Source organism: Xanthomonas sp. NCPPB 1325 (genome assembly GCF_041477645.2).
In the GTDB taxonomy this organism is placed as follows: domain Bacteria; phylum Pseudomonadota; class Gammaproteobacteria; order Xanthomonadales; family Xanthomonadaceae; genus Xanthomonas; species Xanthomonas cannabis.
In genome coordinates, this window is the sequence record NZ_CM192985.1 from 1749491 (window position 1) to 1761258 (window position 11768).

At 66.5% G+C, this 11768-nt stretch carries 11 protein-coding genes; all 11 read right to left on the reverse strand.

Going from position 1 to position 11768, the window contains the following annotated elements:
* Position 1: 1 nt before the first annotated feature.
* Complete coding sequence (locus ACCQ10_RS07315) at positions 2-829, reverse strand: phosphatidate cytidylyltransferase (protein WP_372362639.1); 828 nt, start codon at positions 827-829, stop codon at positions 2-4.
* Complete coding sequence (uppS, locus tag ACCQ10_RS07320; RefSeq protein ID WP_372362640.1) at positions 826-1587, reverse strand: polyprenyl diphosphate synthase; 762 nt, start codon at positions 1585-1587, stop codon at positions 826-828. The genes ACCQ10_RS07315 and uppS overlap by 4 nt, the downstream gene beginning before the upstream one ends.
* A 17-nt stretch (positions 1588-1604) precedes the next feature.
* A complete protein-coding gene (frr, locus tag ACCQ10_RS07325) occupies positions 1605-2162 on the reverse strand; it encodes a ribosome recycling factor (RefSeq protein ID WP_372362641.1) in 558 nt (185 codons plus the stop codon).
* Between the two features lie 187 nt (positions 2163-2349).
* Positions 2350-3072 (reverse strand): UMP kinase, encoded by a 723-nt coding sequence (gene pyrH, locus ACCQ10_RS07330; protein WP_039412029.1) that lies wholly within the window; start codon positions 3070-3072, stop codon positions 2350-2352.
* 106 nt (positions 3073-3178) lie between these two features.
* Positions 3179-4702, reverse strand: coding sequence for a sensor domain-containing diguanylate cyclase (locus tag ACCQ10_RS07335; RefSeq protein WP_184552243.1), 1524 nt, complete (start codon positions 4700-4702; stop codon positions 3179-3181).
* Positions 4703-4988: 286 nt separating this feature from the next.
* Positions 4989-5867, reverse strand: a complete 879-nt coding sequence (tsf, locus tag ACCQ10_RS07340; RefSeq protein ID WP_039412035.1) for a translation elongation factor Ts — start codon at positions 5865-5867, stop codon at positions 4989-4991.
* Between the two features lie 168 nt (positions 5868-6035).
* On the reverse strand, positions 6036-6839 hold the full coding sequence (gene rpsB / locus ACCQ10_RS07345) for a 30S ribosomal protein S2 (protein ID WP_372362642.1): 804 nt from the start codon (positions 6837-6839) through the stop codon (positions 6036-6038).
* A 450-nt stretch (positions 6840-7289) separates the two neighbouring features.
* Positions 7290-7997 carry a fimbrial biogenesis chaperone gene (locus ACCQ10_RS07350; RefSeq protein WP_372362643.1) on the reverse strand — a complete coding sequence of 236 codons (708 nt, stop codon included), beginning with the start codon at positions 7995-7997 and terminating at the stop codon, positions 7290-7292.
* A 2-nt stretch (positions 7998-7999) separates the two neighbouring features.
* Positions 8000-8308: a hypothetical protein gene (locus ACCQ10_RS07355; protein WP_372362644.1), complete on the reverse strand. Its 309-nt coding sequence runs from the start codon at positions 8306-8308 to the stop codon at positions 8000-8002.
* 66 nt (positions 8309-8374) lie between these two features.
* The gene (locus ACCQ10_RS07360) at positions 8375-9409 is read right to left on the reverse strand and encodes a Csu type fimbrial protein (protein ID WP_372362645.1); all 1035 of its coding nucleotides are present in this window, start codon (positions 9407-9409) and stop codon (positions 8375-8377) included.
* Positions 9406-11754, reverse strand: coding sequence for a fimbria/pilus outer membrane usher protein (locus ACCQ10_RS07365; protein WP_372362646.1), 2349 nt, complete (start codon positions 11752-11754; stop codon positions 9406-9408). The genes ACCQ10_RS07360 and ACCQ10_RS07365 overlap by 4 nt, the downstream gene beginning before the upstream one ends.
* Positions 11755-11768: the final 14 nt, after the last annotated feature.

Consider the following 11768-nt stretch of genomic DNA (forward strand, 5'->3'; position numbering starts at 1 on the left):
CTTAGAATCCGAGAATTTCCTTGCCGAGTGCGAACACCGGCAGGGCGGCGAGCACGCCATCGATACGATCCAGCACGCCGCCGTGGCCCGGGATCACCGTGCCCGAGTCCTTGGCGCCGGCATGGCGTTTGAGCAGGCTCTCGAACAGGTCGCCCAGCACCGAGGCCAGTACAGCGACGGCCGCAACCAGCACCAGCTGTGGCACATGCGCCAGGGTCAATCCGGCCAGCCAGCCGAACGCGCAGGCCACCGCGATACCGGCGACCATGCCGCCGAGCAGCCCTTCGATGGTCTTGTTGGGGCTGATGCGCGGCGCCAGCTTGTGCTTGCCGAACGCGCGCCCGGCGAAATACGCGCCCGAGTCGGCCGCCCAGACCATGGTCAGCGCGGTCAGCAACCACAGGTTGCCCTTGTCCGGGTTGGCATGCAGCAGCACCAGCGCGGCCCAGGCAGGCAGCACCGCCAGGGTGCCGGCGGCCAGTTTGAGCGCGCGTGCCTGGCCGTTGCCGTGATCGGCACCAAAGGTGAAGAAGCGCAGCCACAGCAGCGCCAGCACCCACCACACCACGCCCACCAGAGCGGTGATCTGGAACAGCACCATGGAGCCGGCCGAAGCCCACACCATCAGCACCATCAGCAGCAGGTTGAGCATCAGCAGTACGGTACGCGGCAGGCTGTCGTCGATGCCGGAGAGCTTGAGCCATTCCCACAGCCCGGTCAGGAACAGCACCGCCGCCAACGCCGCCAGCCACTGCGTGGGCAGCAGCACGATCGCGCAGATGGCGAGCGGCGCCATGATCAACGCGGCAATCACGCGGGTCTTGGTCATGCGGAGAAAGTCTCCGTCGCCTTCTCGGCGATCTGGGCGCTGGTCAGGCCGAAGCGACGTTCGCGCCCGGCGTAATCATCCAGCGCCTGCTGCAGGACGCCGGCATCGAACTCCGGCCACAGGGTTTCGGTGAACCACAGCTCGGTGTAGGCCAGCTGCCACAGCAGGAAATTGCTAATGCGGGTGTCACCGCCGGTTCGGATGAACAGATCCGGCGCCGGCAAATCGGCCAGGGCCACCCGGCTGGCGAGCAGGGCTTCGTCGATCTGCTCTGGCTGCAGGCGACCGACGGCCACCTCTTCGGCCAATGCGCGGGCAGCCGCAGCGATGTCCTGGCGGCCGCCATAGCTGGCCGCGATGCTCAGCACCAGCCGCGCGTTGCCGGCGGTGCTGCGTTCGGCTGCCGCCATGCGGTCGCGCAACGGGGCGGCGAAGCGGCTGCGCTCGCCGATGAAACGCACCTGCACGCCGCGTCGCTGCAATTCGTCGACCTCGCGGTCCAGCGCGTGCAGGAACAGCTTCATCAGCGCATCCACTTCTTCCTGCGGGCGGCCCCAGTTTTCACTGGAGAACGCGAACAGGGTCAGCGCGCTGACGCCTTTTTCCAGGCAGAAATCGATGGTGCGGTTGACTGCCCGCGCACCGGCGCGATGGCCGATCATGCGCGGACGTCGCCGACGCTGCGCCCAACGCCCGTTGCCATCCATGATGATGGCAATGTGGCGCGGTATCGCGTCGGAGGGAGGGGCTGGATGCATGGCAGGCGATGCCACGATCAGACCGTCATCAATTCCTGTTCCTTGCCCTTGACGACCTCATCCACGTCCTTGATGGCCTTGTCGGTCAGTTTCTGGATGTCGTCTTCGGCGCTGCGGGCCTCGTCTTCGGTGACGGCCTTGTCCTTGAGCAGATCCTTGACTTGCTGGTTGGCATCGCGGCGGATGTTGCGGATCGCCACCTTGCTGTCTTCGCCTTCGCCATGCACCGACTTGCTGAGTTCCTTGCGGCGCTCCTCGGTCAGCGGCGGCAGGTTCAGGCGGATCACGGTGCCCACCACGGTCGGGGTCAGGCCCAGATCCGAGGCATAGATGGCTTTTTCCACGTCCTTGATCATGCCCTTGTCGAACAGGCTGATGACCAGCGAGCGGCCTTCGGAGACGCTGATGCTGGCGACCTGATTCAGGGGCGTGTCGGTGCCGTAGGCCTTGACCTTGATACCGTCCAGCAGCGCCGGCGAGGCACGGCCGGTGCGGATGGTGGTGAGGGAATAGCGCAGAGCATCGATGCTCTTGGTCATGCGCGTCTGCGCGTCTTGTTTGATCTGGGTGAGCATCGCCGGAATCCGTGTGGAGCTGAATCCGGGGATTATAGCCGGGACTGGGGTTTCACGACTCGCAGGCCGTCAGGACCCGCGCAGCCGGTTCACCTGCCGCCCCCTTTCAGGCCGGGCACCGGGTTGGAGCCGCCGCACGACACAACGCGCCGTGCCTTTGCGACTCCCCAACCCCGACTCCCGACCCTCAGCTCCGGCCCTGCACCAGCGTGCCGATCTGCTCGCCGCGCAGGATGCGCAGCAGCACGCCGGGCTCGCTCATGCCGAAGATGCGCAGCGGCAGGTCGCTGTCGCGTGCCAGTGCGAAGGCCGCGGTGTCCATCACTTCCAGGCCCTGCAGGATGACTTCGTCGTAGGTCAGGCTGTCGTAGCGCACCGCATCGGTGTGCTTCTTCGGGTCCTTGTCGTACACGCCGTCGACCTTGGTTGCCTTGAGCAGCAGGTCGGCGCCGATCTCGATCGCGCGCAGCGCCGCGCCGGAGTCGGTGGTGAAGAACGGGTTGCCGGTGCCGGCAGCGAAGATCGCGATGCGTCCCTTTTCCAGGTGACGCATGGCGCGGCGGCGGATGAAGTCTTCGCAGACATCGTTGATCTTGATCGCGCTCATCACGCGCACCTTGGCGCCGAGCTTCTCCAGCGCATCCTGCATCGCCAGCGCATTGATCACCGTGGCCAGCATGCCCATGTGATCGCCGGTGACGCGGTCCATGCCGCTGGCGGCCAGACCGGCGCCACGGAAGATGTTGCCGCCGCCGATGACCAGCGCGACCTGCGCACCGGCCTGCTGGGCTTCGATCACTTCATGGGCCAGGCGATTGATGACCTTGGGGTCGATGCCGTAGTCCCCGTCTCCCATCAGCGCCTCCCCGGAAAGTTTGAGAAGGATGCGGCGATAGGAAAGTTCGGACATGGGGGAGGCCTCGGGGGTAGGGGACGGCAAACGCCGGCAATTCTAGCGGAAGCCTGTCCCCGGGCGTGGTAAAAATTCCTTTGTCGGTGGCGACGTGACGCGTTGCTCAGTGTGCGCGCGGGTTGGGCGGCGTCGGTACATCGGTCGCATCGTAGGCGGTGACACGGTTGCGGCCGCGATGCTTGGAGCGATACAGCGTGCTGTCGGCGGCCTGCAGCAGGTGCTCGATGCTTTCGAACTGGCGCTCGATACCGCCGTGCGTGGCCAGGCCTGCAGAGAAGGTGATATGCAACGGGCCGCCCTGCAATTGCGCCATCGGCGTGCGCGCAGTCTCGGCAAGAATGCGCTCGATCACCATCAGCGCCGCGTCGGCCGGTGTGTTGGGCAGGATCACCAGGAATTCTTCGCCACCGTAGCGCGCCACCAGATCGCTGGTGCGCACCATGCGTTGCAGTGTCTGCGCAAAATTGCGCAACACCTCATCGCCAACCAGATGGCCATGCGCATCGTTGACGCGCTTGAAGTCGTCCAGGTCGATGAAGGCGATCGACAGCGGCCAGCTCTGCCGCGAGGCCAGTTCGAACTCATGCGTCAGCGCGGTGCCGAGCTGATGGCGGTTGAACACGCCGGTCAGTGCATCGCGGCTGGCCTGTTCGGCCAGATGGCGCATGCGGTTTTCCGATTCGTCGGCATGCCGGCGCGCTTCGGCCACGTCCTGCAACTCGCGCAGGCTGCGCAGCATCGCCAGTTCGCGCGCCTGCTCGAAGATCATCTGGATGTGCTCGGGTTGCGGCACGCGGATGTCGAACAGCGCTTCCAGCTCGGGCAGCGATTCGGCGATACGTTCGATCACTTTCTCGAAGCGCTCGGCATCCAGTTCCAGGATGTCCTGGGCCTGGCGCTGCGCGCGCTCGGTGGCGGTGACGGCGCTTGCGGAGAGCCAGATGTCGGCCAGCCGCCCGGACAGCGCGACGCAGGCCATGAACGGCTCCAGGCTCGCCGGTTCGTCCTCGCTCTGCGCGATCGCATTCTGCAGGTACGGCGGCAATTGCCACTGATGCGCAAGCCAGGCGCCCACCTCGGCATGGGTGGCACCCAGGTGTTCGCGTTCGGCATCCAGTAGCGATGCATTGTCCGGCGCCTGCTCCAGCAGTGGCCCGTACAGCTCGGGCGCACCTTGCAGCAGCGCCAGCTTGCCGATGTCCTGCAGCAGGCCGGCAAGCATCAATTCTTCGGGTTTGCGGATGCCATAGGCCTGGCCCAGGATGCGGCTGGCCAGCGCACACAATCCGGCGCGACGCCAGATGTGCTCATGCAGGGGATGGGCCGTGAAGGTGTTGCGCACGCCGTGCACCATCGAAAAGCCCAACGCCAGACTCAAGGTGGCATTGAGTCCCAGCATGGTCAGTGCCTGGCCCAGGTTGTCGACGCGGCGGCGGCTGGCGTAGAGCGGCGAGTTGGCCACGCGCAGCATGCGGGCACTCAAGGCCATGTCCATGCCGATGACGTTCGCCGTGGTGGTCATGTCCACGTCCGGGTCCTGCGCCAGTTCGATCACGCGCAGCGCGACGCCAGGCGGCGATGGCAGGTTGCGGCAGTAGTGCAGGGCGGCCTGGAGATCTGGTTGCATGAGTCATCGCCGACGGTGATCGCAAGCATACAGCTGCGTTCGTTGAGTAGGGCACGCCATGCCCCGCCATCACCGCGCTGCATGCGCGATGGGTGTCGAGAGCCTGGTCGGTATCTGGATTTAGCGGCACCCGTCAACCGATCTGTAGCGTCGAGCACGGTTCGCCACGTGCCGGATGTGTTGGCTTCAGGTTCGGGCGCTGGGCCTGTCGTGCGGCAAGGACGGGCACAAAACGGGCAAAAAAAAGCCGCGGCATGCCGCGGCTCCTTCTGCAGTGTGGCGAAGATCAGGCCAGGCCGGCCTGCTTCATCACTTCGGCGGCGTAGTCTTCCACCACCTTCTCGATGCCCTCGCCAACGGCCAGGCGCTGGAAGCCGATCACATCCGCACCGGCGGCCTTGACGGCCTGCTCGACGGTCTGATCGGTGTTCAGCACGTACGGCTGGCCGTACAGCGTGACTTCGTTGACGATCTTGCTGATCTTGCCGCTGATGATCTTTTCCAGGATCTCGGCCGGCTTGGACTTGTCCTTTTCGGACATCTTGGCCAGTTCGATTTCCTTTTCCTTGGCAATGAATTCGGCCGGAACGTCGGACGCCTTGACGTGCGGCGGGTTCATCGCAGCGATGTGCATGGCGATGCCGCGTGCCAGCTCGATGTCGCCACCCTTCAACTCGACCAGCACGCCGATGCGGCCGCCGTGCACGTAGGCCGCGACGTTGTTGGCGCTGTCGATGCGGACCAGGCGACGCACCTGCAGGTTCTCGCCGACCTTGGCGATGACTGCGGCGCGACGCTCTTCAATGGTCTCGCCGCTGTCGAGCTTGACGCTCTTGAGCGCTTCGGCATCGGCAGCGTCCGAGTTCAGTGCGGCATTGGCCACGACCTCGGTGAAGGCCAGGAAGTTCTCGTCCTTGGCGACGAAGTCGGTCTCGGAGTTGACTTCGACCAGCACGGCCTTGCCGCCGGCCTGTGCGGTGGCGATGCGGCCTTCGGCGGCAACGCGGTCGGCCTTCTTGTCGGCCTTGGCCAGACCCGACTTGCGCAGCCATTCGGCAGCGGCGTCGATGTCGCCAGCGTTTTCGACGAGTGCCTTCTTGCACTCCATCATGCCGGCGCCGGTGCGCTCGCGCAGTTCCTTGACCAGGGAAGCAGTGATTTCCACGGGATTACCTCATTGGACGAATGCGTGCGGCGGAAAGGATTCCGCCAGTAGGAGACGGTGCAGCGTGCTGGCCGCCCCCGTTGTGTCTTCAGTGGCCCGTACGACGGGTCGCGATGGACCCGCCGGGGCTGCGGCCGCACAGCATGGTGCGGCCGCATTGCATGCCGGTTACTCGGCAGCGGCGGCGTCAGCCTTCTTGTCGCCCTTCTTGGCCGGAGCGCGACGGCCCTTGCCTTCGTCAGCGGCGTCGGCCGAGAACTCTTCTTCGCGCACCGAAGCCGAGTTCGGCGCAGCAGCCTTGCCTTCCAGCACGGCATCGGCGGCGGCGCGTGCATACAGCTGCACGGCGCGGATGGCGTCGTCGTTACCCGGGATGGCGTAGTCGACCAGGGCCGGATCGTAGTTGGTGTCGACCACGGCGATCACCGGGATGCCGAGCTTCTTGGCTTCCTTGATGGCGATGTCTTCATGGCCGATGTCGATCACGAAGATCGCGTCGGGCAGGCGGTTCATTTCCTTGATGCCGCCCAGCGAGGCGTCCAGCTTCTCGCGCTCGCGACGCAGGCCCAGCACTTCGTGCTTGACCAGCTTGTCGAACGTGCCATCGGTCTCGGCCGCTTCCAGTTCCTTCAGGCGGGCAACCGACTGCTTGACGGTGCGGAAGTTGGTCAGCGTGCCGCCCAGCCAGCGCTGGGTCATGAACGGCATGTTGCAACGCTCGGCTTCTTCCTTGATGGACTCGCGCGCGCTGCGCTTGGTGCCCAGGAACAGCACGGTGCCGCGCTTCTGCGCGATCGAGGAGAGGAAGTTCATCGCATCATTGAAGAGCGGAACGGTCTTCTCGAGGTTGATGATGTGGATCTTGCCGCGCGCGCCGAAGATGTACGGCGCCATCTTGGGGTTCCAGTAGCGGGTCTGGTGGCCGAAATGGACGCCGGCTTCCAGCATCTGGCGCATGGTGACTTGGGGCATTGAAGTAACTCCGTGAGAGCGGAATCGCCGTGCGCGGCCTTGACTTTGGAGTCCGCACATGGGTGTGCGGGCTGTTGCGAGGGCTCGCATCAAACGCACAAGATTCCGGGGTTGGGCTTCCCTGTTGCCTCCGCGACGAACCCCTTGTGAGGGCACCCCGGCGCGGATGGTGGCAGCAGGTGTGGATTCGTCGGTGACGTCCGACGTGAACGACGCAATGCGTGAGAGACGCAAAACAGCCGGCGGAGTATAGCCGGCTGGGTGACGTGGTGCAATTGGTATGGTTCTGAGGCAGCTGACAGTGATCGCTGGGGGATTCGGGAGTCGGGATTGGAGATTGGTTTAGAGCGGATCGCGAATGAAATGAACGGTCGTGCCGCATATGCCGAAGGACGGCGAGGCCAGTGACGCTTTTGCGAATCCCCAATCCCGAATTGCCAATCCCAGCCCTCAGGGCTCCAGCGTCAGCGTGCTCTCGATATCGCTGTTGACGCGCGCCACGAAGCGGCCGGTACCGGGGAGCAGGCTGGCCGGCAGTGCCCATTGCCGGGTCTGGCCTGGCAGCACATAGCCGGCCAGGTCGTCACGAATGCTGCGGCGGGTGCCGCCGGCATCGATAAAGGCCAGGTCGGCCAGGCGTGCGTGACTGAGCCCGGCATTGTGCACGCGCAGCGTCCGCTCGACGCCCTGGCCGGTCAGCGAGACCTGCAGGCGCGGATGCCCGCTTCCCGGTTCGCTGGGCAGCGCGAACACCGGGGTGGAGTACCGCAGCAGCTCGGTCTCCTGGCCCGTGGCGTGCTGGGTTACCACCAGCCGGTAGCTGTCTTCGGTGGTCGCGGGGCTGGGGCCGAGGCGGATCACCCGCAACAACTGCCGGCCTTGCGGCGGGATATCGAACTGGCTGGGGCTGACGGTGGCGCCCAGGGCCGGTTCCAGCACCTCGCGATCGCCTTGCTGGCGCCAGCGGTAGAGCCTGGCATCGGCACGCCACGGGTGGGCGTCCTGGTTGTAAAGCCAGACGGCGGTCTGATCGGTGTCGGCCGGGATGTGCGCGGTGGTCGGTGCGATGGCGATTTCGGCACCGGCGGCGCTGCCGCTGATTGCCAGGACGGCCAGGCCCAGCACCAGCCAGACCCGACGGAAGCAGGACGTGGCCATGGTCAAAACGCAATGGTGGTGATGCGCGCCGCGCCGCTGGGCGCAGGCCCGGCGAGGGCGCTGGCGTCCTGGCCGGCGCTGGCAAGCGGCGGCGTCCCGGCGCTGGGTGCTGGTTGGGCGATCGCGACCGGGGTGCCGCGCGAGCAGCTGGCGCGTGGCGGTGTGGTGCGCAGCTCGCAACCGCTGAGCACGCGCAGGCCGATGTGCAGGGTGGAGTTTTCAGGGCCGCGGTTGCCGGCCGCGCTCGCGATGGAGGCGCTGCAAGCGAGGGCAAGCAAAAGCACGCACTTCGGCAAGGTGACCGGCATCATGAAGGCAATCGTTTGCAGCGGAGACGTAACAGATAGCGACGTGCCCCAAACGAACTTTATTAACTGTCAATAAGTGATCGAGACCGTCACCGTGTCGTTGTAGGCGCCCGCGATAGGCAGCTGCGGAGCCGGGGCGCGTCCGTAGACGGTGACGGTTTGCGCCACCCCGTTGCCGGTGCCGGCCAGGGTGTCGACCCCGATGGTGGTGCCCCAGCGGCTGCTGCGGCCGGGGTCCTTGTAGAGCTCGTAGGTGATGTAGTTGGCGCTGCTGGCGTGGCGCATGCGGCGGGTGCTGCCACTGGCGTTGACGCCGACATCCAGGCCGATGTTCCAGGCGGTGCGGTTGGTGCAGGCCAGGCTGATGGTGGAGCTGCGGTCGATGGCGGTGGCGATGCTGCCGGCGATGCTGCCGAAATCCAGGTCGGTGGTGACATAGGTATTGCAGCGCGCCGGGACGCTGGCCGACGCGGTGAAGGGGAATGCATTGCTGGCGGTCTTGGCGCCGCTGCCGCCGGTGGTGCAATTGGCCGGAACCGGCGGGACGCCAATGATGCTTTCGTTGTAGGCGTAGCGCAGCACGGTATCGGCACCGCCAAAGTTGCTGGTGTGATTGCCGGTCGACAGGATTTGGTTGGCGGGAATGCGCCCGTACAGCGTGATGCTGGTCGTCTGCGAGCCGCCGGTGATCACCGGAACGCCGTACGACAGCGTCAGCAGGCCCGGCGACGGGCTTGCCGACCCGGTGGCTCCCCAGACCTGGGTGCGTGCGGCGTCCTTGTAGATCTGGAAGTCCAGGCTGTCGCTTGTGGCGTTGAGCATGCGGCGCGGGGCATACAGCCCATTGCTTGCGCTGCCCGGTCCCAGATCCAGGCACAGGCTCACCTGCGCGTACCCCAGAACGCTGAGCGCGGCGGTCGCACACGTGACGTTGAGCGTGGCGACCGCATCGGTCGTGCCATTGGCCGCGACATTGCCGAAGGCCATGGGCGTCCCCAGCGTGACCGTGCAGGTGGTGTCGGCGCGCGCGTGCTGGCTCGGTGCCAGCCACAGGCTGCAGAGCGCCAATGCAAGCAGGAGTGGCCAGCGCATCGTCGGCGTCATGGCGCGGGCTCTGTCGTGCAGCGCAGCGGGCCAACCCGCGGAATGCCGCCGGCCTCGGCCGGGTACGCGAACTGCGCCACGCAACGGCCCTGCGGCAGATCGACCAGGATGCGGTTGTCGGCCTGCAGATTGTCCAGATAGGTTTCGCCGTCGTAGCCGACCACCACGCGTTCGGCGTTCCCCTCGCGCTGCGCCACGCTGCCCACCGGCAATGCAGCGCCATTGGCATCGTGCAGGACGATCACCGCAGCGCGCACGCGGGTGATGCCGAAGCGCACGGCCACACCGGACTGCTGGCGCGGGGTCACCGTGGTGTCGACGCGGTCCACGCGCAGCTCCGCGGGCAGGTTCAAGGTGTCGATCGACAACTGATTGCGCTGCCACGACTGCAGGGGCGTCACCAGCAAGGTGCCGCGTGCATCGGTGACACCGATCAGGCGGTTTTCCAGCCGGACCGGAATGCCGGCCTGGCCGTCGGTGGAGACCACCGCAAACGCATCCTGGACGTCGCGCGCCGCAAAGCTCCGTCCATCCATCCACACCAGGCTGCCGCTGGCGCTGGCATAGCCGAAGGTGCGGCCATCCTGGCTGGCCGCACCGAAGTTGTAGCGGCCGACCCGGTTCAGCCAGCCCAGTTCGGCCAGCCCGCCACTGGCATCGTCGCCGGCGCGTGCCTGCAGCCGCCAGCCAATGCCGCCCAGGTCGCCGTCGCCGGGCAGCGGCTGGCTGACATCGGCGACAAAGCCGGTGCGGTTGCCATTGCGCTGCATCGAGGCACTGGCCTGGCGCAACTGGCCGAAGGTGGTCGACAGCGACAGATACAGGCTGCGATCGCTGCGCTCGTCCAGATTCTGGTTGCCGGACAGGTTGGCGGCCCAGTTGCGCCCGAAGCTGCGCGACCAGAACACGCTGGCATAGCGCGAGGTGTCGCCTTGCGGGTAGCTCAGGCGCACGTAGCTGGTGCCCAGCGAGCCGATCGGGTCGACATTGACGCCGAACGCGGCGCGGTCGCTGACGCGCGCCGGCAGGCTGCCTTGCAGCGCCCCCAGGTCGCGGTAGTCGCCGTGGGTGCGCTGGGTGCCCAGGTTGACGTTGAAGCGCCGGTTGTTCCAGGCGTAGCCCAGCACGTACTGTCCGCCGCGCACCTCATGCATCCGGCTGTGGGCGTAGGCAGCGTTGACCACCCCGCCTGCACCCAGCAACCACACGCCGCCCGCGCCGGCATTGATCACGCTGCCGCCGGCTTCGGCATGCGCCTCGACGGTGAAATCGTCGCGCACTCCCTTGCGCAAGGTGGCGCTGGCGATCGGCTGCGAGGCATAGGAAAACGAGCGCACCCCGTAGTCGCGACGCAGGTGGCCGATGCCGGCCGACCATTCGGAAATGCCGCGCGCCAGCAGTTGCGGCGTGCCGTAAAACGCGAAATTCAGCTGGCGCACGCGACCGAAGGCGTCGGTCACCACGATCTGCGCCTGGCCGGTGCCGCTGATGCCCGGTTGCGCGGCCAGCTGGAACGGACCGGCCGGCACCTGGCCGCTGTATTGACGCAGGCCATCGACGTAGAGTTCCACCGTGGAAGGCACCGCTGCTTCGCCCAGAAAACTGGGCGTCGGCGTCAGCACGCGATACGGCTGCAGCGCGTAATTGCGTCCGATCTGCACGCCCCCCAGCCGCAGCGAGCGGCTCCAGTCGACGAAGCCGCTGTAGAAGTCGCCCACCGTCAGGCTGGTGGCGCTATCGGGGAAATCCATCTGCCAGGCGCTGTCCAGACGCACCGCTTCACTGCGCCAGCGTTCGTCCTGCGGGCGGTCGTAGGCCAGAAACACCGCCGTGGTGTCGAACATGCCGCGGCCGATGCCGAAGCCACGCAGTTCGGTCGCCAGCGACACGTTGCTGGCACCGGTGGTGCGCGTGGCATACAGGTCGTAGTTGAGCAGGATGCCGGGCGATGCGGTGGCGCTGGGCGGGGCAGCTTCTTCGGGCTTGAGCACGGTGGTGGACAGCGCCAGCTGCGCCACCGGCACCTGCAGCGCGAGCCGCTGCAGGGCGGCGTCGTAGCGTACTTCCACGTCGGGCAGGCGATCCAGATCGACCGACTGACCCGGCACGCGGTCGGCCAGGATGAAGCCAAGCTTGCGCAACGTGTCCACCGAGGCCCGCAAATGGCCGTCGACCAGCTCGAACCGCGTCAGGCCGCGCTCGGCCTGATTCAGGGTGACCTCCAGATACAGCGTCTGCGGCTGCCCGGTGGCGGGTTGTGCGGTCTGATCGGGCAAGGCGTCGATCTCGGCGAGGTCGCCGGCCGTCGCGTCTGCCCACCCGGTGGCGGCCGCCAGCAGCATCATCGCCAGCCGGGCCG

Bases quoted from the DNA above. Each gene is read 5' to 3' on its own strand.
- ACCQ10_RS07315 (WP_372362639.1), bottom strand. From the start codon at position 829: ATGACCAAGACCCGCGTGATTGCCGCGTTGATCATGGCGCCGCTCGCC.
- uppS (WP_372362640.1), bottom strand. From the start codon at position 1,587: ATGCATCCAGCCCCTCCCTCCGACGCGATACCGCGCCACATTGCCATC.
- frr (WP_372362641.1), bottom strand. From the start codon at position 2,162: ATGCTCACCCAGATCAAACAAGACGCGCAGACGCGCATGACCAAGAGC.
- pyrH (WP_039412029.1), bottom strand. From the start codon at position 3,072: ATGTCCGAACTTTCCTATCGCCGCATCCTTCTCAAACTTTCCGGGGAG.
- ACCQ10_RS07335 (WP_184552243.1), bottom strand. From the start codon at position 4,702: ATGCAACCAGATCTCCAGGCCGCCCTGCACTACTGCCGCAACCTGCCA.
- rpsB (WP_372362642.1), bottom strand. From the start codon at position 6,839: ATGCCCCAAGTCACCATGCGCCAGATGCTGGAAGCCGGCGTCCATTTC.
- ACCQ10_RS07350 (WP_372362643.1), bottom strand. From the start codon at position 7,997: ATGGCCACGTCCTGCTTCCGTCGGGTCTGGCTGGTGCTGGGCCTGGCC.
- ACCQ10_RS07355 (WP_372362644.1), bottom strand. From the start codon at position 8,308: ATGATGCCGGTCACCTTGCCGAAGTGCGTGCTTTTGCTTGCCCTCGCT.
- ACCQ10_RS07360 (WP_372362645.1), bottom strand. From the start codon at position 9,409: ATGACGCCGACGATGCGCTGGCCACTCCTGCTTGCATTGGCGCTCTGC.
- ACCQ10_RS07365 (WP_372362646.1), bottom strand. From the start codon at position 11,754: ATGATGCTGCTGGCGGCCGCCACCGGGTGGGCAGACGCGACGGCCGGC.